The organism is Paenibacillus sp. FSL P2-0136 (assembly GCF_037975325.1).
GTDB classification, from domain to species: domain Bacteria; phylum Bacillota; class Bacilli; order Paenibacillales; family Paenibacillaceae; genus Paenibacillus_AQ; species Paenibacillus_AQ silagei.
The window spans coordinates 1,958,151-1,978,310 of sequence record NZ_CP150244.1 but is presented as its reverse complement, the minus strand read 5'-3'; the positions used below and the strand labels follow the sequence as shown (position 1 = coordinate 1,978,310).

Here is a 20,160-nt window from a genome sequence, read left to right as displayed (position 1 = left end):
GTTATTTCTGCGCTGCGAGGAACGCATCGATCTGTGTCTGCATTTCAGTCTGCACCTTATCCAGACCTGCTGATTTCAGCTGCTTGATCAGGTCTGCCTGGCCTTTCGCCAGATCTTCGATCAAGCCATATTCAAGCGGAATCGCATAACGCAGCATCACGTTGCCGATATTAGCCACTTCGTTCTTCACTGGCGTAGTGTCGAAGACGAAGGTTTCCAGCGGGAAGTGATAGATGCTGGACTGCCAAGTGTTGAACATATCGTCCGCTTCCTTAGGATACGCTGCATCCTGACGGTTCAGCGGGGAGTTCCAGCCCCAGTTCGAGAAGCCTGTGTAGTTAGCGGCAGCAGGACCGGCGGTGAACTTCTTGTCGCCTTCCGGATTGTAGTTGCTTCCGGCGATACCGTACATAGTCAAGTCGTGAATTTCCTTGTCATTCTGCAGTAAATCCAGCAGCATCAGTGCGCGCTCAGGATTCTTGGAGGTTGCATGCACCGACATCCCGTTCTGCGTTGAGATCGCAGCAATTTTCTTTTTGTCCGGGGTAAGGTCAGCAATGCCCAGCTCTACATCCGGTTTGTCACGGCGCATTTCAGCCAGGTTAGCAGCTACAGTACCCAGATTGTGCGCATAAGAGGATACTTTGCCTGCTTTCACATCCTGCCATACATCGTTTTTGTTGCTGACTACGTTCTTGGACCACGCGCCGTTATCGGCCAGGTCTTTGTAATATTTAAGCAGGGAAGTGAATTCCGGTGTGTCATAGATGTTGAAGACTTTACCGGTTGCATCATCCAGCTTGTACGCCAGCGGCAGCAGGCTTGCATCTACCAGGTTGAAGTTGTTGTTCTGCTCCAGCAGCGTCTGATCCAGCTCATGGAATTTCCAGCCGTCTGCAGGCTTGGCACCGAATGCGGTGATGCCTTTCTCATCTTTGGCAATGGCCTTCAGATAAGTAGCATATGATTCAGCACTGTTGATTTCAGGCAGATTGTGTTTTTTGCGCAGATCCTCACGGTACAGCACCACTTTGTCCGTTACTTCAACATTGTTGTTAGGAACCATATAGAGCTTGCCGTCCACCTTGGCTTGCTGCCAGTTCACTTTCGGCATCGCTTCCCAGGTCTGTGGCATGTATTTGGTCAGCATATCATCCGTTAGCTCCAGGAATCCGCCTTTCAGCGCCTGGTCGTTATAGAAGGCCCAGTTCGCTGTATATACGAGATCGAAGTCTTCATTTGCTGCGAATTTCAGCGGGTATTTCTGGGTCCAGTCAGACCAGTCGAGGAATTCGGTTTCTACGGTAGCATTGATTTTTTCCTTGAGCTTAGTGTTCAGCTCTCCGAAGACCTTGTCATAATCCCCGGGCTGTGGCCCGAGCAGAATCATCTTGAGCTTCACTTCCTTGGAAGTGTCCGGAGCACCGGAATTTGTTGCTCCTTCCGATGTCGCCGGAGCCTTCGTAGCCTCCGCTCCTGTATTACCATTATTATTGCCGCCGCAGGCACTGAGGACCGTTCCAAGCGCCAGAATCGTTGCAAGCGTAACTGTCAGTTTCTTTTTCTTGTTCATCATGACCTGTATTTCCCCCTTAAATAATAGTTGCTTTAAGTCTTATATTGATAACCAGGTTGCCCTGTAATCATCCTTTGACTGCGCCAATCGTAAGTCCTGTTACAAAATACTTCTGGATGAACGGATACGCCAGCAGGATCGGTCCTGTAGCCACAATCGTCATGGCCATCTTCAGACTTTCGGTTGGCAGGTCTGTGTTGACCACCGCACCGGAAGCCATCATCGCCTTACGCATTCCATCCATGTTGCCTAACATTTTGTAGAGATAATACTGCAGCGGCATCAGCTCCGACTTGGAGATGAAGAGCAATGCGTTATACCAGTCATTCCAGTAGGCCAAGGCAATGAAGAGGCCAATGGTCGCCAGCGCCGGCTTGGACAACGGCACGATCAGCTGCATGAAGATCCGGAAATCTCCGGCTCCGTCAATTTTGGCGGATTCTGTAATCGCATCCGGGATGCTGCTCATGAAGGACTTCATGACAATAATATAGAAGACGTTCATCATCATCGGCAGAATCAGTACCAGAAGCGTATCCTTCAGATGCAGATAGTTGATGATCATCAGATACCATGGAACCAGACCGCCGCTGAACAATGTAGTGAAGAAGAAGAAGAAGGAGAAGCGGCTGCGCCATTTGAAATCTCTCCGGGACAGCACGTAGGCTGTCATTGACGTCAGGAATAATCCGACGATAGTACCGATGGCCGTAACGGAGATCGTCACGCCATACGCTCTGAGCATCTCAGCCGGATACTTGAACAGCAAGCTGTACGCCTCTGTCGAGAAGGCGGTTGGGAATATCTGGAACCCTTTCTCGATAATCGCGCTCTCTTCACTCAGAGAGGAAGAGATGACCAGAATGAACGGGAAGATACAGAATATGGCCAGTACCGTTAAGGTTACGTATCCGATGATGGATAGCACCATCTTGTCCCGGTTAGCAGGCTTTCTGCGTACTTCCGGTGATTTAATATTTGCAGTGGTTGAACTCATTGGGCATTACCTCCTTGTCCTAGAATAGAGCGCGATCCTTGTCGTATCGGCGTACTGCATAGTTGGCCAGCATGATGGTTGCGAAGCCGAGCAGGGATTGGTAGAATCCGGCTGCCGCAGACATCCCGATTTCATTGGATGTGGTCAGCGAGCGGAAGACGAAGGTGTCGATTACGTCTGTGGATGAGAACAGCAGGCCGTTGTTGCCGACCATATTGTAGAACATCCCGAAGTCTCCGCGGAAGATATTACCGATCGCCAGCAGCACCAGAATGATGACAGTCGGCATCAGGTTAGGAATCGTAATTTTCATAATCCGCTGGAAAATATTCGCCCCGTCAATTTCGGCGGCTTCGTACATCTCGGTGTCTATGCTGGTGATGGCGGCCAGATACATGATCGTTCCGTAGCCCAGTGTCTTCCAGGCGGAGACAATGACCAGGATAAACGGCCAGTAGGCTGCCGTATTATAGATATCCACCGGCTGCATACCGAGTCCCTTCAGCAATACGTTAACGGTACCTACATCGAAGTTGAACAGGTTGTACGCAATGGCTCCAACTACAACCCAGGAGATGAAATAAGGCAGGAACAATACCGTTTGGGTCAGCTTGCGGAACCATTTGCCCGCTACCTCGAACAGCAGGATCGCTGCGAAGATCTGAAGCCCGTTGTTCACAACGATGAATGCGATGTTATATAACGCTGTATTTCGGGTTACGCGCCAGGCGTCACCGGAATCAATGAAGAATTTGAAGTTATCCAGTCCGTTCCACGGACTGCCGAATACCCCGCCAGTATAATCAAATTGCTTGAATGCCAGCACTATGCCCGACATGGGCAGATAAGCAAATAGCAGAAAGAACAATACTGCCGGTGTCAGCATAAGAAGCAAGGATCTGTATTTCTTGACGTCATCCCAGAATCCGTGTTGTTTCTGTTTCATCTTGAATCCCCTTTCCCATTCCCATTTCTCTATAGCCTTATTATAAATAAGCGTCCTTCCGGTGTGGATTAGGGCTATCAACTAAAAGTAATACTTTTTCAACGATCCGTTTAAATATATACTTTCCAAAAAAACAAAAAACGTTGCCTCTGATTTGGAAATCAGGACTGGCAACGTTTGGTAATCATCAGCTTAGATTTTCTGCTTCTTGCGGTATTCCCCCGGCGTCATGCCGGTGATCTGCTTGAACTGCCGGTTGAAATAGATAATATTCTTATAGCCCATCCGTTCGGCTATCTCATAGATCTTAAGCGTCGGATCACTGAGCAGCTCGAACACTCTGCCTGTTTTGCGTTCGTTAACATACTCGCTGAAGGGCACCCCATACTCTTCCTTGAACAGGAAGCCCAGATAATTCGGGGTGAAGTCGAAGTGGGCGGCTACCTCCTTCAGCGTGATTTTCTTCTCCAGATTCTCCTCCACATAATTCATAATCTCGTCAATCAGCTTGCGCTTCTGCCGCTGCCGCTTCACATACAGCAGCTCCGACAGCTCGAAGAATCTCCGTCTCATCCACGACAGGATATCGTGAATCGTCTCGAACTGGAACAGGATGTCCGGCTGATGAGACTCCCACTGGAGCAGCTCATACAGATTCTCATTCTGCTGCTGCAGGTCCGCATGCAGCTTGGAGGTGATCCGGATAATCAGCTCATAGACATCCTTCTTGCCCGCATTCGTGAACAGCTCCAGCAGATGATCGTCAATCGCCACCAGATCGTACTGGATGATAGCCTCCAGCAGCTGCACAACGGTCTGTTCAATCCTTGCCCCCGGCGTCCCGCGCGGGGAGGACTCCAGATTGTCGCGGATCAGCCGGTTCTTGCCCAGCAGCCACTTCGCACTGAGTGCAGCCGTTGCCTGCTGATAGGATTCATGCAGCCCCGCCTCATCCTGGGCGTAACGCCCGACCCCGATGGTTAAGGTGCAGGGTGAGCTCCCGGCCATCTGCTTAATCAGCTCATCCAGCAGACTGAGGAAGCTGTCCTGCGGAAGGCTGCACAGAATGACGAACCGGTGATGATGGACGGGGATCAGTGTTCCCAGCTGGGCGCTCTCTACGAACGCTCTGATCAGTCCGGCCATCTGCCGCGTCTTGACCCGCGCATCCTCCTCGGACAGGTCGCGCATTTTCCATTCCAGATCATCAATCTCAATAATTGCTGTAGCCGCCCCCTTCATGAGCAGCGGATTCAGGGCACTGCGCAGATGCTGCTCCGCCGGCTCAGGCGATGCATCCTCGAACCAGCGCAGAATCAGCTCCTTGTTCACCAGGGACAGCGCCTCGGTAAATGAACGGTTCTTCTCCCGTTCCTGCTCCAGAGCGGCAGACAGGGATTCGAGCATGTCGTAGAGATCCTTGTCTTCCACAGGCTTCAATAAATAACCGGAGGCATTGATCTCAATCGCTTCCTTGGCATAGCTGAAATCCTCATGGCCGCTGATGAAGACAATTTTGACCTTTGGATGGATCACCTTCGCCCGGCGCGCGAATTCTGTCCCCGTCATAATGGGCATCCGTATATCGGACAGGATGATATCCACCCGCTCCTGCTCCATAATCTTAAGCGCATTGAAGCCGCTGTTCGCCGTTCCTACCACTGCAAGATCCAGCGGGCTGGCCAGTACTCTGCGCCGCAGCCATTCCAGATCAATCGCTTCATCGTCAACCAGCAATACATTGATACTCATCGCAATCTTGTCCTCCTGTATGTGTAACTGACCCTAAGTCTTACAGCTCCTCATCACCCTGAAGCCCGGCAGGGAGCAGCAGCCGCACGGTTGTCCCGCCTCCGTAGAAGCTGGCAATGCTCACCCCGTAAGCATCGCCGTATCTGAGCTTGATCCGCTCATCCACATTTTTCACACCGTAACCGCCTGACTGGCTCGGCCCCTGCATCATACGCTTAACCACTTCAGGACGCATGCCAATCCCGTTATCAATTACCTTGAGCTCAATATTGTCCCCCACCCGCTTGCCGGTCAGCCGGATGGCGATGGTCTCACCGAACCAGGCGTGCTTGAATATATTCTCGACAAAAGGCTGAAGCAGCAGCTTAATCACCTGCATGTGCAGAATCTCCTCGTCCACATCCACGTGCAGCGTGAAGGCATCCGCATATTTGACCCGCTGGATCTCCAAGTAAGTAGCCACCTGGTCCAGCTCCTTCTCCAGTTCAATATAGACATTGCCTTGATTGAGCGTCAGCCGGTAGAACCGGGACAGCCCCTGGACCATCTCCGTGACCTTGCCGATCTCCCCGAGATTAGCAAGGCTACTGATCGTAGAGAGCGTATTATAGAGAAAATGCGGATTAATCTGTGCCTGCAGGGCTTCCAGCTCCGCCTGCTTCTTCTGGATTCCCTGCACATACACGCTGTTGATCAGCCCCTGGATGTTGGAGGCCATATCATTGAAGGAATCCGCGATCTGCACGAATTCATCATTACCGGAGAAGCGGATGCGCTTCTGGAAGTTCCCGTCCTGGAAGGAGCGTACCAGGCCTACGATCCGGCTCATTTTGCGTCCCGATATCCGTGCTACCACATACCCGATCAAGGTCATAACCAGGAAGCTCAGACTGCAGACTGCGATAATCACACGGCGCAGGCGTCCGGCATCCTGAGTGAGATATTTATGCGGAACCATCGCTTCAATTATGAAGTTACTGCCCGGAATCTGCTCCTGCAGCCTGAGGAAGCTCCCCTCCCGGCTGCTATTATTGGCGGGACCCCGCTGGAACAGAACGTCCCCGGTGGTCTCCTCCACCAGCCGCAGCGTAATCCCTTCCTCCAGCGGGAAGGTGTCGAAGCCGCCGAACAGGTCCTCCAGCGATACCGTAATCCGCACATAACCGATCAGAGATTTGTAATCACTGAAGTTGACGAGTCTGCGTACATGCGAGAGGTTGCCCAGCTTCTGGTCCGTATCAATCTGCAGCCACAAATTATCACGCTTGGAATCCTTCAGCGAGCGATACCATGGACTGCCTGTAATATCGTCCAGCGGCAGAATGTAGTAATCGCTGGTAATGATCGGCTCATCCAGATTATCCCCGGACACAATGTTCAGATCTGGGTTCGGGGTGTAGAGCATGAAGCGGATCTTGTTCCCGAACAGCTGCAGCGGCGCGGTAATCTGGGGGATAATCTCGTCAAGCATCGTCAGATAGATCTCAAACGGCGTCCCCTTCAGCTCAAGCGCACGCTGGAACGGCTGGCTGCCGAACAGGTTGTCCGACATCCGCTGTATTTCATCCATCTGATAGCGGATATTGTTCCTCGACTGCTCCATACCTGTGCGGATGTTGGACTCGGCCATCTCTGTCCTGGAATCCGTCAGCATGGAATAGGAGATATAGCCGATGAACACATCCGTGAGGAGAACCAGCAGCAGATAAGGAATCATCATTTTATAGGTGAAAGGCATGTACTTCTTAAGCTTGGGCATCATTCACTGGACATCCTCTGCATGGAATTCGTTACAGCTATTCTATAGAACTAATATTCATATTGTAGAGCAGATTCACTCCGCGCTGTTAGCACAATGCTAAGAATGAATAGCACAAAATGAAGAATACCGGGAAAACGCAAAACAGCCCGGGGAGGATTAGGAAGCGGCTCCCCGGGCTATAAGAGATGGATCATACAGATTCATGGATAAGAACTGTTACGCCGGCTTATTTCACAGCTTCTCACTGACTGCCCCGTTCGCTGCAATCTTCGCATTGAAGGAGAGCTGGTTCAGCTTCTTGATGGTTTCTTTATTGTAGGCATCCCCCATGAAATTCGGCTGGCCGCCAATAATTTTGACCGGTGTAATGCTGCTGTTTACCCCTGACGGGTTAATGGTGAAGTTAACCAGCATGGAATGCAGGGTCTTGTCTCCGCCCCGTGTAGAACGGTTGAACACAAAGTTGCCCAGTGAATAATAGATCGGCTTATGCTTGTAATATTCAATACCCATCAGACAATGACTGTGCGCGCCCAGGATGATATCTGCCCCACTGTCGATCATCTGCTTGGCCAGCTTCCGCGCATACGCTTCCGGGTAATCCTTGAATTCCTGATTCCAGTGAATATAGACAACCGTATAGTCATTATCCTTGGCAGACTTCTTAATCGCACTTAGCAGCGGCTCTGCCGTATAAGCTGAGGCTGCTCCCGGGCTGTTCTTGCCTGCATACCAGGAAGGGTCAGACAGCACACGGCTTGTACCCAGAACGGCGATCCGCTTGCCCTTGACGGTCTTGACATACGGTTTGAAGGCTTCATCCATATTGGCACCCGCACCGGTGTGTCCAATATTGTTCTTATCCAGATGAATCAGCGTGTCCAGCATCGCGGTCCGGCCGTAATCCAGAATATGATTATTGGCTACGCTCACGCCGTCGATCCCCGCTTTACTTAATCCCGCAAGTGCCGCCGGCTTGGAACGGAAGGCGAACGTCTTGCTGGCCGCAGCCCCGCGCACAGAGACTGGAGTCTCCAGATTGGCAAAAGCAAGATCGGCCTTCTTCAGCACAGGCGCCACCTTGGCGAACGGGAAATCTACGCCATACTTGGCAATCTGGTCGCCGACAAAGCCGTCCAGCAGAATATCCCCGGCAAACGTAAGACGGATTTCCTCCTGCGGAGCAGTCCCTTGGGCACTTATCCCCGCAGCGGGGACCAGCAGAAGCAGAATCATGAATATAACAGCATATCTGCGCAACGTTCTCTAGCTCCTTTTTCTAATGTAATATAATAATGACTATGACTAGGAAATATAGAACACAACGCAGGATGCACTCGCGCTTGCCTGCTGATAGAACTCCCGGATGGCCTTGAAATACGTATAGATATAATCAAAGAATTCTTTCGCCTCATCATCCTCCATAAGGGGGTAGATTCCTTCCTCCATCATCTGCCGGAAAGGGTAGTGTTCCCTCAGCCAGGCTTCTTCTATTCCCTCCAGAGCTGAAGCAATTCAGCATGTACAGTCAGGTAATTGCCGATCATCCCCATGAGATTGTCTCCTTCTTTCTTCTGCCCTTGAAGCTATTCTACTACAATGGAAGGAAACAACCAAATGATGGGTGAATTTTGCTAGATTTGCGCTTTTTTAAGCACTGCCCGGAAGCAGCTCAGGCCGCCCCACTGGTCTGTACGCACGGCATCTGCCGGAAGATTGAAATCCGTCTCGCCCCAATACTGAAATCCGGCCTGGAGCAGAATCTCATTCATCCGCGGCAGGTTGACGGTCGGATGATCAAAGGTCAGCACCAGCAGTCCTTCTCCATTAAGCGTTCTATGAAACTCACGGACGGCCAGGACCGCTTCCTGCACAGACAGATGCTCCAGCACCGAGATACAAAAAACCGTATCAAAGCTCTCATCCTCATAAGGCAGTGAGGTCAAATCAGCCTGGGCCAAGTGCAGCCTGTTCACAGGTCCGGCCTCCACCTGACGGGCTGCAGCTGCTCCGACATCCTCGGTGATATTCTGCATAATCGCTTCATGCGACAGAATCCGGGCATCCTTATCACAGGCATAGACCTCAGCGCTATGCTCGGCAAGATAGAATTTGAGCGGATGAGAGATCCCGCAGGCGGCATCCAGCACGACATCATGCGGTGAGATGAAATGGGTACACCATTCATATTCATATGGGCGGCTCCACCAGGCTTTCGGCAAATCATAAATCAGCTTGTCACGGCGTGCATCGGTATTCACAAAAAAACGGGAGACGTAAGGATGTGTCGGCATGACCAGGACTCCTTTACTCGTGGGGATTTCGGTAGTCAGAGTATATTCACGAATCCGGGTTTCATGCTATACCTGGGTTATAACCTGACACTGCTTATACACAAACAGGCACCATCCTCTATGGACAGCACCTGTTCCGGTATGAAGAAATATTCTGATAGATACTATTAGTTCTCTCTACACGTAATAGCTAAGCAGCTTTGCATCGACGCCGTGCCTGGCGATCAATCCGTCCAGCATCTTGGACCAATCCTGGTCAACTGTGCATAATTCAGAATGGGCTTCGAACCAGGCAACCGACCGTTTCACCCCTTCAGCGAACGGCACAGTAGCGGCGAAGTCAGGAACGAGACGCTTGATCTTGCTGTTGTCGAACACACTGCTGACCGCCTGATCCCCGATCAGCCCGTCCGCTGTTCCCGGCGGGGTATTCGCAGCGATGAAATCCGTAGACATGTGTACAACCTTCGGCTCACGGCCGGCTGCCTCCCCGATGGCCGCATAGATCTGATTCCAGTTCAGTACCTCATCCGAGGTAATATGAACCGCTTCTCCAATCGCCTCCTGAAGTCCCAGCAATCCAACGAAGCCTTTGGCAAAATCCGTATTATGCGTCAATGTCCATAGAGAGGTACCATCGCCATGGATAACGAGCGGCTGGCCCTTGCGGATGCGTTCCACCAGAGACCATGGATGGCTCCAGCTGGTCAGCGCCGCCGGAATAGCTGTATCTCCGTACGTATGGGATGGACGGACAATGGTCACCGGGAAGCCGCTGCTCTGATACGCTTCCAGAAGCAGCTGCTCGGAGGCAATCTTATCCCGGGAATACTGCCAATAAGGGTTCACCAGCGGAGTCTCTTCGGTAATCAGATAATTACGCTGGGGCTTCTGATATGCGGAAGCCGAGCTGATATAGATATACTGCTGCGTCTTGCCTGTGAACAGATCAATATCTGTCTGCACATGCTCCGGCGTAAAGGCAATCCAGTCCACAACAACATCGAAGTCATGCCCCTTCAGCGCCTCGGCTGCCTTCTCTTTGTCACGGATATCGCCCTGAATCACCTGAGCGCCCTGAGGCACGAAGCCGCTGCGCTCTCCACGGTTGAACAGATACAGTTCTATTCCCCGTTCCACTGCCAGCCGGGAAACCGCCTGACTGATAAGTCCCGTACCTCCGATAAATAGAACCTTCATCTGTATCCTCCCTCTCTCTTAACCGATAATTTCTTCAATTCGGGCCAGTATATCCTCATTCAGCTCAATGCCGGAAGCCTTTACATTCTCCTCCACCTGCTCCGGGCGGCTCGCGCCGACCAGGGCACTGGATACATTCGGCTGACGCAGAATCCAGGCCAGTGCCAGATTGCCTACTGAGATATCCAGTTCAGCGGCCACCTTGCCCAGCTCCTGAACCTTCGTAAGCTTCTCCTCCGTAATTCCTTTGCGCATCCAGTCGAGCCGGGCAGCCCGGCTGTCTGCCGGAATCTCGGAGACTGAGCTGTATTTGCCGGTCAGCAGGCCTTGAGCGAGCGGAGAGAACACAACTTGTCCGATTCCCTTGCGCTGCCCAAGCGGGATAATCTCCTTCTCGATATAACGTTCGAACATATTATAGACCGGCTGATTGACCACGATATGATCCAGCAGATACCGGTCGGCAACCGCAAGGGCTTCGGTCATCTGCGCCGCTGTCCATTCGCTGACTCCAACATAGAGCACCTTGCCCTGACGGACCAGATCATCCAGCGCCCGCAGCGTCTCCTCGATCGGGGTCTCCGGATCATACCGGTGACAATAGAGCAGATCCACGTATTCAGCGCCCAGCCGCTTCAGGCTGGCATGGCATTGCTCGGTAATATGCTTCCGGGACAGGCCGCGGTCATTGGGACCGTCGCCCATAACCCCGAACACCTTGGTCGCCAGCACGTAGGATTCGCGCGGATAGCTGCTCAGGGTAGCTCCCAGCACCTTTTCCGCCGCCCCCTTCTCATAGACATTCGCGGTATCAAAAAAATTAATGCCCAGGGAGTAAGCGGTTTCAATGGCCTTAACGGCATTGTCCTGCTCCACATATCCTCCGTAGGTCAACCAGCTTCCCAGGCTAATCTCACTGACCTTAAGTCCGGTCCCACCTAATCTGCGGTATTTCATTAATCCTCTGCTCCTCTCTGAATCCGGCAGTTCCCACCAACCGGTTGCTATATGCACCTATTCATTCTAGAACAATTTGGTAGAAATAGAAAGCGGAGCGGACGGCGGGACCATCTGGTTACGCTCCATGAGTGCCCACAATTGCCCGGATAGCTCTGTTGCTGAATACGGCGTTGCACGCGTAACCAGCTGTTCGATCATGCCGGTCATTGCCACAGCCAGAAATTGCACCAGGATTCCCTTGTCCATCATCTTGTTAATGCCGCCCATATCCATCTGTTTGTCGAATCCCCGTATCAGTACCGCCTGCAGACGATTTCGGAACGCGGGAACCCCTTGGTTAGCCAGCGCCGCTGCATAGAACGAAGCATGCTCATCGAGGTAACGGAACGTATAGTGCAGAGCCGCCTCAGTAGGAAACAGCGCCTGTTCGCCGCACGGCAGACAGCTGTCAATCAGCTTGACAAAATGTGTCCTGATGCACTGGTCCAGCAGATCGTATTTGTCGGTATAATGCGAATAAACGGTGCCCCGGCTTACATTGGCCCGCTCGGCTATTTCGTTTATCGTAATTTGTTCGAAGTTCTTCTCTGCAATCAGCTGGATAAAGGCTTCAATAATAGCCTCCTGCGATTTACGTATCCTTCTATCCATAAATAACCCCTTCTTCGCCCCGTTCGAATTGATTTGAACACTTCTACAGATTCTGTACAATACTGAACACATTCCGAAATTCTAGCAATTGATGCAGCTATACCACACTGGTAGGATCATTATAGTGAACGTCTACCCGTAAATCAACAGAGGCTCAAAATACACGGATCGGAGGATTTAGCTATGCATGCAATTGCTATTCAGCATTATGGTAATCCCGAAGTATTCACAGAAGAGGTACTCCCTACTCCCGCTATCACCGAGACTCAGATGCGCATTGAAATGTACGCCACAACTGTCAGTTCCGCTGACCAACTGGTGCGCTCAGGCGCATTCGAGGAGTTGATGCAGCTGCAGTTCCCCCATGTGCTGGGAGTAGAAGTAGCCGGAATAGTGAGGGCGATTGGGAAAAATGTGTCACGGCTGAAGGTGGGCGACCGCGTCATGGGGCTCTCCAGGTCCGGCGGCGGTTACGCAGACTTCTTAGCTCTGGAAGAGAACTCAGCGGTTGTTATTCCGCCTGAGCTTTCCTTTCAGGAAGCTGCCGCCCTGCCCGCCTCTGCCTTGTCTGCCTGGCAGTCCTTATTCCAGTACGGCAAGCTGCACCCGGGCCAACGGATTCTTATTCACGCTGGCGCTGGAGGTGTAGGACATCTTGCGGTGCAAATGGCCAAGCAGCACGGCGCCTATGTCCTGGCCACCGCCCGGGAGTATAATCATGAATTTGTGCGGCAGCTTGGAGCCGATGAGGTTATTGACTACACGACCACTGATTTCGCAGAAGCAACCGGCACAGTAGATATTGTATTGGATATGGTGAGAGAAACTTCCATTAATGCGGACACTGGATTAGGAGCAACCGAACAGAAGAACCTTCAGATTCTGCGGGACAACGGCAGGCTAATCTCCCTGGTAGACCCGATGATCACCACCCACCCCAAGGTTCGCGGAATCGAGGCCCAGTTTGCCTATATCGAGCCGAACCCAAAGGATCTGGCTTCCATTATCCAGCAAGTCCGCGAGCATAAGCTTAAGGTGCATGTGGAGGAGATTTTCCCGTTTACAATGCAGGGGATAGTAGGTGCGCATAATCATTATGAGACCCGGAAGGTTCGGGGGAAATTAGTGATTCTGAGACAGGGATAGAACATTATACAGAACCAGACTGTTATGTCGTACTTGGAGTGCAGATAGACTCCAGATGAACATTCAGCACCCGGATCACACGTTGTTTATTCATCCTGTCAGGCTCCAGCATGGCATGAAGGGCCAGGCCGTCAATCAGAGCATACAGCCGTTCAGCTTCATCCCCCTTATCCAGCCCCTGCTTAAAGAGTGCGTGCTGATCCAGGTAGTCAATAATCTGCACAATCAGCGGATAGATCGCATCATTAAGCTCAACAGGCTTCTCCCCGCCAGTCTTGAGATGGAAGGTAAATGCGAACCATACCTCCATCTCAGCCATGCTGCTGTCGTCTGTAGGGAGCAGCTCCAGCAGCACCTTCATAATCTGCTCCCGCGGAGGAAGCTCCGACTGCATAATGTCCACAATCCTCGCTGTTACGCGCTCCTTCACCAGATTCATAGCGAACTCCAGCAATTCTTGCTGGGTAGAGAAATAATGGCGCAGCGCACCCAAGGATACACCCGCCTCGGCAGCAATATTACGCACCGTAGCCCCTTTGATTCCCTGCCGGATAATGACCCGCCAGGTGGCTTCAGCAATATTCGATTTTCGTTCGGAATGATCTACAATTTTTGGCATGACCATATTGTAGCATACCCGAAATAATAAGCACAATTTAAATAATACGGTTGTACTATTTAAAGACCGCTGTTATACTTCGACTAGGCTATAACTACTATCAACAATAACAAGGGGTGCTATATGAATCTGGTGGCATGGGCGATTGTGACCTGTGAGGTCTTGTTCTGGGTGGTCATTCTTGCAGGCTTTACAGCACGTTATATCTTCAAGCGGCCTACACTGGGGCTAATTTTCCTGGCGATGACTCCGGTCCTCGATATCCTACTGTTACTGATTTCCGGCGTGGATTTGGCACGGGGCGCTACCGCTACGACAGCCCATGCGCTTGCGGCTGTGTATATTTCTGTGTCTCTTGTATTCGGTAAAAGCATGATCGCTTGGGCCGACGAACGCTTCCGCTACTATGTTACCAAGCAAGGGACGAAGCCGGCCAAGCGTTACGGCATGGACCATGCCAAGCATTATTTCAAGGGCTGGGTGAAGCACTTGCTCTCTTTTGTGCTCGCTGCCGGTATTCTGTATGGATTGATATTGTGGATCGACGATGCCGCCCGCACGGAGACGCTGTTAAGTATCCTGACTGTATGGTCCGTGGTGGTCGGCATTGACCTGATTATCACTGTTACCTATTTCATCTGGCCCAGACAGGCCAAAGGTTCGAGCTAAGCTCCGGCAGGAGCAGCTGGTTCATCGAAAAAAAGCCGGCTTATATGCCGGCTCTTATATTTTTCACCGTCCGCTGTTCCAGTGAGAAATGCTTGTAGATTCTATCCCCGCCATCGCCAGTAGGGGCCTGCGCCAATAACCCAACCTTGACTGTGTCTCCCACCGGAAGGTTAAAGAAACGCATCATGTCAAACCGTACGCCGTCGGTCGAATAATGAAAAGCAAAGGCATTCCCGGATCTGGCGGCCTGCAGCCATACCTCATTGCCCTCAATATTGCAGCCGTTCGCATCATCCGAGGTCTGGTTCGTAACTACGCTGACCACTGCGTGGGTATCAAAATCTGTCAGCTCGAAGCAAGCCTTCGCCCAGACCGACAGATCCTGCATAATCATAATGGAAGAAGAATCGTACGTGTCCCGGAAGTCATGACTCACCTTCACCCGCAGCACGAAATCCCCGGATACTTCAGTATAGAAGAAAGGCGCGTTGGTCAGACTCTCAGGCGTCAGCCCTTCTTCCGCAACCGCCCCGTTATTGCAGAAAAAATCACTGTTAGCAGTGGCCTCTATTATAATACTGTCATCCTCAAACCTGATGTTCCCCTCATTCATCCATTGGTACGCTGCGAAATCAGTCTTAGTCATTTGGTAGTCCTCCTATTTTTGGGAAATTCAAAATATACTACTATTATATTTCGATTCTCACATAATTTACACCTCAAACTCATTCAAACCCGTCTATCTCGATAGGATTCATGGTTATAAAATTGTCATACCATCCATTTAAGGGGATATGCGCCCCATTTACTATATCTAAACTATTTATTTTAAGCACGAACATGCCTCCTCTTTCGAGTATTCTAAATAATGGATCATATATTCTTAAATACTCATATTTATCTGGATTTTTATCAGCATACATAGCAAGATGTAAATAATACTGAACAATATTTTTTACATATGTATTCTCTCCTAAAAAATCCAAAACTTCCAAGCTACAATACTCCGAAATATCTATTTCGTCTTTGTCGCCTAATAGCTTTGCTATATTTGCAGCCAGAGGTTTTATCGGCCTAATCCCCTCCTCTTTAAAAAAACAAGCTAATCTCCGTAAAAATTCACAAGCCAAATCAGCCTGTACTTCTGGTGAATTTCCACCAGCCAAATCCCAGTTAATACTATTGATTCTTTCTTTTGCATCAATTAAATACATAGCTTAACCTTCACTTTTTGAGTAAGTCTGCTCAAATCCTCAATATCTTCCATCTCTAACTCATTGGCTAATTTATCAATATTAAAATCCTTAATAATATTTTTCACTTCATCGAGGATTCGTTGTGAGACTACACCTTTATCAATTTGTAAATCTGCTAGGCAAACATAAAATATAATATTCTCAACTTCCCCCTCCTCTATAACATTGGATAACTCGTACAAACATCTTCCTCCTGCTTGGAGAGTATTTAGTCCATCACTTATTGAATTATTAAAAACTTCACGTATGTATTTACTAAATTCTGTATAACTCCAATCTTTCATATGTTCCCCCTCTTCTCCCCATTCATCAACTTTTGATTATATTTTTCAATATCCTGCAAAACCTTCTTAGCATCCTCGGCTGCTAATTCTTGCTTTAAGGTTGTGGAGGAAATATCAATAATACTATTTAATTCAAATTGTATATCTTCTCTAATATAATTTTTTTCAAGAGAAAGAAGAGCAACTGTCAAATAAACAACTAGTTTTTCAACGTTACTCCTTAAGATTCCACGATGATATTCAACAAGCAATTTTTCTGTGACTTGCGATAATGATAAGCCTTCCTTCAAAAATTCTTCAAAATCTTCCGCAATAAACTGTTCAAGTTCTTTATAATTCCATAGCACTTTACTTCACCTCTACTTCATTCACCTAGAGACAGAAATTTTCAATTAAAAGTTAAGGATGGTTTTTTCAATAAACAAAATAAAAAGCAAGTCCATTATGATATTGTATATCGATAGAGGACCTGCTTTGCGTAAAGAAATAGCAAAATTGTTTCTCAGAAAATTCACAATACAATAACAACTTACTTTACTAATTCCCACTATTATCTTGGTCAATTTTATCTAAAGCTTCATCACTTATCTCTTATGAAGGAATTATAATCAACAGGTAATTCTTTAAGTGAAATTAACACATTATTAATTCTTGTAGTCAAATCAGTAAGATCTTCAATTGATATAAGTCCTGATAACTCATTGGGATTATAATTGATTAATAATTCCTCAATAGAATTTAAATTGCCGATAAAAACTTTTTGGTGCGACAAAATTATTTCACCCATCGCTGTAGAAACTATAATATCCTCTAATATCCCTTCTTTTCGAACTGTCTCAAAATCATAGGATGTTCTTGCAAGGGCAAGTTGATCACTTAAATTTTGTTCAAGATAATTATTGTAATTTCTATTCACTGCTTCAAATAGCTCTTCATATTCCCAATCGTCCATAAAGTGCTACTCCTTCTTGCAACTCCAGATTATTAAGATAGTTATTTCGATCTAAGATACCCTAAAACGATAAAACAACTCTGTAACAAACCTTATTTTTACAGCTTTATTCAAACCCGCCCAGGTGTGGTGGTGTTAGTTTCATAAGCACCTTTTGTACCTACGTTAATTATATCCTCCTTGTCTTCCCATCCGCTCTGTCCAAATTAGCTTCACTAATATCTTGCTTCGTAACTTGTAACTCACGCCAATAATTTAGAGGATAAGCCGAGGTACCAACCAGCATTTCGCCTTGTCGGATGTAGAAACTTCCACCTCGTTCTATAAAATTTAACATCGGCTCGTACAAATCCCTATATTCGTTCGCTTCATCAACACCCTCATCTACTAATGAACAAATTTCTAAATGGTAATAACATATTGCTTTTATGTACAAATTATTAATGTCTTCGAGAATTGGACAAGCTTTCATTATATCGATATGAATGCTTTTTTGAAGAATGCTAGCAATACGAATTAATGGGTAGTTATCAGTACTAATAGATAATGTATCCAGCACTACATTAATCCTCCTAAAATATTCACTAATTAATACGTGATGCGATTCACAAAATTTATTCCCTGCCTTTTCAAAATCGATTAAGGATATACGGTTTACAGCATTATTGAGTAGTTCCCCCACCTAACGTCACCTCGCTCATTTAAACAAATTTTTAAAATAGTATTCTTCATATCCAGGAAAAGTCCAGTTTGGTTGAGAGGGGGCATTCTCATGCGCACCGGGTGGATACCCGTCAAATCTCCCCTTTAGTTCGTTCCATGATTCAAGCGTTCGATACTTTTGACCTGCTGCCATATAATTTCGTTCTGTAAGCTCGTGCGCTGCTAATTGCTGGAACCATTCTTTTTGTTTAGCAGATAAATCCCCTTGTTGAGCTATTCTCCAAGCAAAGGCAATCTCATCATCGGCAGCGAATCGTTCAAGTCTAAACTCTATTCCACCTGGTTGAGGAATTTGATGTTTGCAAAAAAACAAATGCTTCTTCATAGTTTTTATTTCCGCAATACTTAGTCCTGTATTTTGTGCCAAATTCTCAATGTCCTTCATTTTCATATTTCTTATTGCTGCATACTCAGCTTCTGCTGCACTATCATAATCCTTTATTCCAGAACCAGTAAATCTCTTGCTTTGAATTGTTCCCCCAACCCCTCTAACCCCAGGATCGAAATCCTCCAGCAAAGGTTTCGCGGGCCCCATGCCCTCTACCTCATCCAACGCTTTCATCTTACCAAAAGAGCTTCCAGTTATTCCAGCGTCAGGCTCTATTTGTCTGTTCTTTTGCGTTCCGGTCTTTACATTAACGGTTCCCGTTCCGAAGACTTCGCTAATCCGGTCTGCACTCGCTGCTCCACGCAAGACGGACTCGAACTCGCTGGAGAGATCACTGAGTACGAATTGCTGCTCGATTTGCATCCCATAGAATTGGGCGGAGAGCACTTGCTCCAGTTGCGTCTTGGGCTGCGGTTTCTCTCCTGTAAATAGTTCAATGAGCGGGTCCACCATGTATTTATCGATAAAATCCTTTTTGGCCGGCTGACTCTCCCAATCTGCCAAATCTGGCATGATACCTCCTGCATGTATAGCCTGCAACTGGCCTTTCGCCCACCCGCCTTTATCTCCAGGCTCCATGGCCATCCGCAGCAGCAGCAGATAGGATTCATTCTTTGGCAGCGGCACACTCTTTGTTAAGATGGAGGGATCGTAATCACATGCCTGAAGCGTCGGTTGCTTGAAGCACATACTCAGGTCTTTACCCACTGTATAGTGCACTTCATCTATCCCCAGCGAAGCCAGTGTCTGACGCGCTTCTTCTGCCTGTAGATGCACTGCATTCATCTGACTCTTGTTCCCAAAGCTCTCGTAGACTTTATAAGCCATTTGTGCCTTAGCAATCTGATCCCGTGCTGTGAAGATATCCTTAAGCTTGCTCTGCGCAGCAATAGCTCCCAAGCTTCCCGGCCCTGAGGTTTGGATGGTCAGCCGGAGCTGCTTCACCGCAGGATCGCTATCCAGCTCATCCCGTCCCGGTAGGGCAGCGAACGAACGGATTAGATTCGTAGCCGCATTGTGCGCAGCAGGCGGGATTGAACTCCGTCCCCCCACCTCTTGTGCTCCATACCTCCCGAGCATCCCTGCAAATAAACTAAACTGCTGTGTCACCTGGTCCGCATTCCGTGTATTCTCCGCCTGGAGTCCTTCGACACCCCTAAGGGCAGTTCGGATAATATCCTCCAGCTTCTCTGCTTCTACGGTTAATTCGTTCATTAGCACTTGGGCTTTCATCAGATGGGCTCCCACTGGAATACCGCTCCAACTCCCCGCCTGGCCTTTCATCTGCAGATACAGCCGGTTCGTATCTTGACTCACCTGTCCGATCTTCGTCTGCAGACGCCGGACCTGATCGGTATCAAATATAAGCTTTGCTGAAGCCATATGCTTCCTCCCCGCTTGCAGCTCATAAAATTAGCTATGCAGCGTTCTGCATAGCTAATTGCCTTCTTATGTAGTAAAGCTCATGGAGTATGGGTATGAATGAATCATTTTAGAAGCCGGATTGCGCCTTAATGACTGCCTGCGACAGCTCTTTGTATTTATCGGATACATTGTTCATGTGATCTCCCAAACCCTTCAGTGCCTCAGAGAACTGTTTAAACGTTTTGTCCATAGCATTAACTTTTTCCGTGAAATTCTTGGCAGCAGCGTCATCCCATACCTGATTAAGGTTCTGCGTGGTAGTTTTTACGTTTTTAATTAAGGTGTCGAAATCCGCCTTTTGTTTCAGGATCACACTTGCCTGCTTCTTCAATCCTTCATAGTCCAATGTAACTTTAGGGCTTGCCATAGTTAACCGCTCCTTTGATTAATTTTTTTTATATAAAAATGAATTTGAAAAGTCCTGTAACTCTATGAGAAATTCCAAATTCATTAATATAGCATCAGTTTGCTCTTCCATTATTATCGGTCAACGGACTCAATTATCTTATATATAATCCCTTTAAATATTATATTTAACTACTAAGTAATTTAATTCAATA

22 protein-coding genes are annotated in these 20,160 nt (G+C 48.5%); 2 read left to right on the top strand and 20 right to left on the bottom strand.

Features of this window, described 5'->3' with window-relative positions; genetic code table 11:
• Position 1 precedes the first annotated feature (1 nt).
• The 11 genes from NYE26_RS08190 to NYE26_RS08140 all read right to left on the bottom strand — a co-directional run bounded on the left by NYE26_RS08190 (position 2) and on the right by NYE26_RS08140 (position 12,138).
• Positions 2 to 1,576 (bottom strand): DUF3502 domain-containing protein, encoded by a 1,575-nt coding sequence (locus NYE26_RS08190; protein WP_339255085.1) that lies wholly within the window; start codon positions 1,574 to 1,576, stop codon positions 2 to 4.
• Positions 1,577 to 1,643: 67 nt separating this feature from the next.
• Complete coding sequence (locus NYE26_RS08185) at positions 1,644 to 2,573, bottom strand: carbohydrate ABC transporter permease (RefSeq protein WP_036721501.1); 930 nt, start codon at positions 2,571 to 2,573, stop codon at positions 1,644 to 1,646.
• A gap of 19 nt (positions 2,574 to 2,592) precedes the next feature.
• Positions 2,593 to 3,519, bottom strand: coding sequence for an ABC transporter permease subunit (locus NYE26_RS08180; protein ID WP_036721498.1), 927 nt, complete (start codon positions 3,517 to 3,519; stop codon positions 2,593 to 2,595).
• Positions 3,520 to 3,711: 192 nt separating this feature from the next.
• On the bottom strand, positions 3,712 to 5,271 hold the full coding sequence (locus NYE26_RS08175; RefSeq protein ID WP_339255084.1) for a response regulator: 1,560 nt from the start codon (positions 5,269 to 5,271) through the stop codon (positions 3,712 to 3,714).
• Positions 5,272 to 5,311: 40 nt separating this feature from the next.
• Positions 5,312 to 7,033: a histidine kinase gene (locus NYE26_RS08170; RefSeq protein WP_339255083.1), complete on the bottom strand. Its 1,722-nt coding sequence runs from the start codon at positions 7,031 to 7,033 to the stop codon at positions 5,312 to 5,314.
• A gap of 231 nt (positions 7,034 to 7,264) precedes the next feature.
• The gene (locus NYE26_RS08165; protein WP_339255082.1) at positions 7,265 to 8,293 is read right to left on the bottom strand and encodes a CapA family protein; all 1,029 of its coding nucleotides are present in this window, start codon (positions 8,291 to 8,293) and stop codon (positions 7,265 to 7,267) included.
• Between the two features lie 45 nt (positions 8,294 to 8,338).
• Positions 8,339 to 8,536 carry a DUF1877 family protein gene (locus NYE26_RS08160; RefSeq protein WP_339257397.1) on the bottom strand — a complete coding sequence of 66 codons (198 nt, stop codon included), beginning with the start codon at positions 8,534 to 8,536 and terminating at the stop codon, positions 8,339 to 8,341.
• Between the two features lie 131 nt (positions 8,537 to 8,667).
• Entirely contained in the window at positions 8,668 to 9,327 is a 660-nt protein-coding gene (locus NYE26_RS08155) for a class I SAM-dependent methyltransferase (RefSeq protein ID WP_339255081.1), read from the bottom strand.
• A gap of 177 nt (positions 9,328 to 9,504) precedes the next feature.
• Positions 9,505 to 10,527 carry an SDR family oxidoreductase gene (locus tag NYE26_RS08150; protein WP_339255080.1) on the bottom strand — a complete coding sequence of 341 codons (1,023 nt, stop codon included), beginning with the start codon at positions 10,525 to 10,527 and terminating at the stop codon, positions 9,505 to 9,507.
• 18 nt (positions 10,528 to 10,545) lie between these two features.
• Positions 10,546 to 11,484: an aldo/keto reductase family protein gene (locus tag NYE26_RS08145; protein ID WP_209872675.1), complete on the bottom strand. Its 939-nt coding sequence runs from the start codon at positions 11,482 to 11,484 to the stop codon at positions 10,546 to 10,548.
• A gap of 66 nt (positions 11,485 to 11,550) precedes the next feature.
• The gene (locus tag NYE26_RS08140; protein WP_209872679.1) at positions 11,551 to 12,138 is read right to left on the bottom strand and encodes a TetR/AcrR family transcriptional regulator; all 588 of its coding nucleotides are present in this window, start codon (positions 12,136 to 12,138) and stop codon (positions 11,551 to 11,553) included.
• 183 nt (positions 12,139 to 12,321) lie between these two features.
• Here NYE26_RS08140 and NYE26_RS08135 point away from each other — a divergent pair, with 183 nt between their 5' ends.
• Complete coding sequence (locus NYE26_RS08135; protein WP_339255079.1) at positions 12,322 to 13,284, top strand: NADP-dependent oxidoreductase; 963 nt, start codon at positions 12,322 to 12,324, stop codon at positions 13,282 to 13,284.
• Positions 13,285 to 13,306: 22 nt separating this feature from the next.
• Here NYE26_RS08135 and NYE26_RS08130 read toward each other — a convergent pair whose 3' ends face one another.
• Positions 13,307 to 13,903, bottom strand: a complete 597-nt coding sequence (locus NYE26_RS08130) for a TetR family transcriptional regulator C-terminal domain-containing protein (protein ID WP_339255078.1) — start codon at positions 13,901 to 13,903, stop codon at positions 13,307 to 13,309.
• A gap of 123 nt (positions 13,904 to 14,026) precedes the next feature.
• Here NYE26_RS08130 and NYE26_RS08125 point away from each other — a divergent pair, with 123 nt between their 5' ends.
• Complete coding sequence (locus tag NYE26_RS08125) at positions 14,027 to 14,572, top strand: hypothetical protein (RefSeq protein WP_339255077.1); 546 nt, start codon at positions 14,027 to 14,029, stop codon at positions 14,570 to 14,572.
• 40 nt (positions 14,573 to 14,612) lie between these two features.
• Here the strand turns inward: NYE26_RS08125 and NYE26_RS08120 are convergent, their stop codons facing one another.
• The 8 genes from NYE26_RS08120 to NYE26_RS08085 form a co-directional block, all read right to left on the bottom strand.
• Positions 14,613 to 15,218, bottom strand: coding sequence for a DUF1349 domain-containing protein (locus NYE26_RS08120; protein WP_036721478.1), 606 nt, complete (start codon positions 15,216 to 15,218; stop codon positions 14,613 to 14,615).
• A gap of 79 nt (positions 15,219 to 15,297) precedes the next feature.
• Positions 15,298 to 15,786, bottom strand: a complete 489-nt coding sequence (locus NYE26_RS08115) for a hypothetical protein (protein WP_339255076.1) — start codon at positions 15,784 to 15,786, stop codon at positions 15,298 to 15,300.
• Positions 15,777 to 16,112 (bottom strand): Imm3 family immunity protein, encoded by a 336-nt coding sequence (locus NYE26_RS08110; protein ID WP_339255075.1) that lies wholly within the window; start codon positions 16,110 to 16,112, stop codon positions 15,777 to 15,779. Before NYE26_RS08110 ends, NYE26_RS08115 begins: the two co-directional genes overlap by 10 nt.
• Positions 16,109 to 16,459 (bottom strand): Imm3 family immunity protein, encoded by a 351-nt coding sequence (locus NYE26_RS08105; protein ID WP_339255074.1) that lies wholly within the window; start codon positions 16,457 to 16,459, stop codon positions 16,109 to 16,111. Before NYE26_RS08105 ends, NYE26_RS08110 begins: the two co-directional genes overlap by 4 nt.
• A gap of 233 nt (positions 16,460 to 16,692) precedes the next feature.
• Complete coding sequence (locus tag NYE26_RS08100; protein ID WP_339255073.1) at positions 16,693 to 17,064, bottom strand: Imm3 family immunity protein; 372 nt, start codon at positions 17,062 to 17,064, stop codon at positions 16,693 to 16,695.
• 169 nt (positions 17,065 to 17,233) lie between these two features.
• Positions 17,234 to 17,623, bottom strand: a complete 390-nt coding sequence (locus NYE26_RS08095) for a hypothetical protein (RefSeq protein ID WP_339255072.1) — start codon at positions 17,621 to 17,623, stop codon at positions 17,234 to 17,236.
• 138 nt (positions 17,624 to 17,761) lie between these two features.
• Positions 17,762 to 19,558 (bottom strand): hypothetical protein, encoded by a 1,797-nt coding sequence (locus tag NYE26_RS08090; protein WP_339255071.1) that lies wholly within the window; start codon positions 19,556 to 19,558, stop codon positions 17,762 to 17,764.
• A 109-nt stretch (positions 19,559 to 19,667) separates the two neighbouring features.
• On the bottom strand, positions 19,668 to 19,967 hold the full coding sequence (locus NYE26_RS08085; protein ID WP_076079049.1) for a WXG100 family type VII secretion target: 300 nt from the start codon (positions 19,965 to 19,967) through the stop codon (positions 19,668 to 19,670).
• Positions 19,968 to 20,160 lie beyond the last annotated feature (193 nt).

What these genes read in the sequence shown, in the direction of transcription:
- NYE26_RS08190 (WP_339255085.1), bottom strand. Translation starts at nt 1,576, where the DNA reads ATGATGAACAAGAAAAAGAAACTGACAGTTACGCTTGCAACGATTCTG.
- NYE26_RS08185 (WP_036721501.1), bottom strand. Translation starts at nt 2,573, where the DNA reads ATGAGTTCAACCACTGCAAATATTAAATCACCGGAAGTACGCAGAAAG.
- NYE26_RS08180 (WP_036721498.1), bottom strand. Translation starts at nt 3,519, where the DNA reads ATGAAACAGAAACAACACGGATTCTGGGATGACGTCAAGAAATACAGA.
- NYE26_RS08175 (WP_339255084.1), bottom strand. Translation starts at nt 5,271, where the DNA reads ATGAGTATCAATGTATTGCTGGTTGACGATGAAGCGATTGATCTGGAA.
- NYE26_RS08170 (WP_339255083.1), bottom strand. Translation starts at nt 7,033, where the DNA reads ATGATGCCCAAGCTTAAGAAGTACATGCCTTTCACCTATAAAATGATG.
- NYE26_RS08155 (WP_339255081.1), bottom strand. Translation starts at nt 9,327, where the DNA reads ATGCCGACACATCCTTACGTCTCCCGTTTTTTTGTGAATACCGATGCA.
- NYE26_RS08150 (WP_339255080.1), bottom strand. Translation starts at nt 10,527, where the DNA reads ATGAAGGTTCTATTTATCGGAGGTACGGGACTTATCAGTCAGGCGGTT.
- NYE26_RS08145 (WP_209872675.1), bottom strand. Translation starts at nt 11,484, where the DNA reads ATGAAATACCGCAGATTAGGTGGGACCGGACTTAAGGTCAGTGAGATT.
- NYE26_RS08140 (WP_209872679.1), bottom strand. Translation starts at nt 12,138, where the DNA reads ATGGATAGAAGGATACGTAAATCGCAGGAGGCTATTATTGAAGCCTTT.
- NYE26_RS08135 (WP_339255079.1), top strand. Translation starts at nt 12,322, where the DNA reads ATGCATGCAATTGCTATTCAGCATTATGGTAATCCCGAAGTATTCACA.
- NYE26_RS08130 (WP_339255078.1), bottom strand. Translation starts at nt 13,903, where the DNA reads ATGCCAAAAATTGTAGATCATTCCGAACGAAAATCGAATATTGCTGAA.
- NYE26_RS08125 (WP_339255077.1), top strand. Translation starts at nt 14,027, where the DNA reads ATGAATCTGGTGGCATGGGCGATTGTGACCTGTGAGGTCTTGTTCTGG.
- NYE26_RS08120 (WP_036721478.1), bottom strand. Translation starts at nt 15,218, where the DNA reads ATGACTAAGACTGATTTCGCAGCGTACCAATGGATGAATGAGGGGAAC.
- NYE26_RS08115 (WP_339255076.1), bottom strand. Translation starts at nt 15,786, where the DNA reads ATGTATTTAATTGATGCAAAAGAAAGAATCAATAGTATTAACTGGGAT.
- NYE26_RS08110 (WP_339255075.1), bottom strand. Translation starts at nt 16,112, where the DNA reads ATGAAAGATTGGAGTTATACAGAATTTAGTAAATACATACGTGAAGTT.
- NYE26_RS08100 (WP_339255073.1), bottom strand. Translation starts at nt 17,064, where the DNA reads ATGGACGATTGGGAATATGAAGAGCTATTTGAAGCAGTGAATAGAAAT.
- NYE26_RS08090 (WP_339255071.1), bottom strand. Translation starts at nt 19,558, where the DNA reads ATGGCTTCAGCAAAGCTTATATTTGATACCGATCAGGTCCGGCGTCTG.
- NYE26_RS08085 (WP_076079049.1), bottom strand. Translation starts at nt 19,967, where the DNA reads ATGGCAAGCCCTAAAGTTACATTGGACTATGAAGGATTGAAGAAGCAG.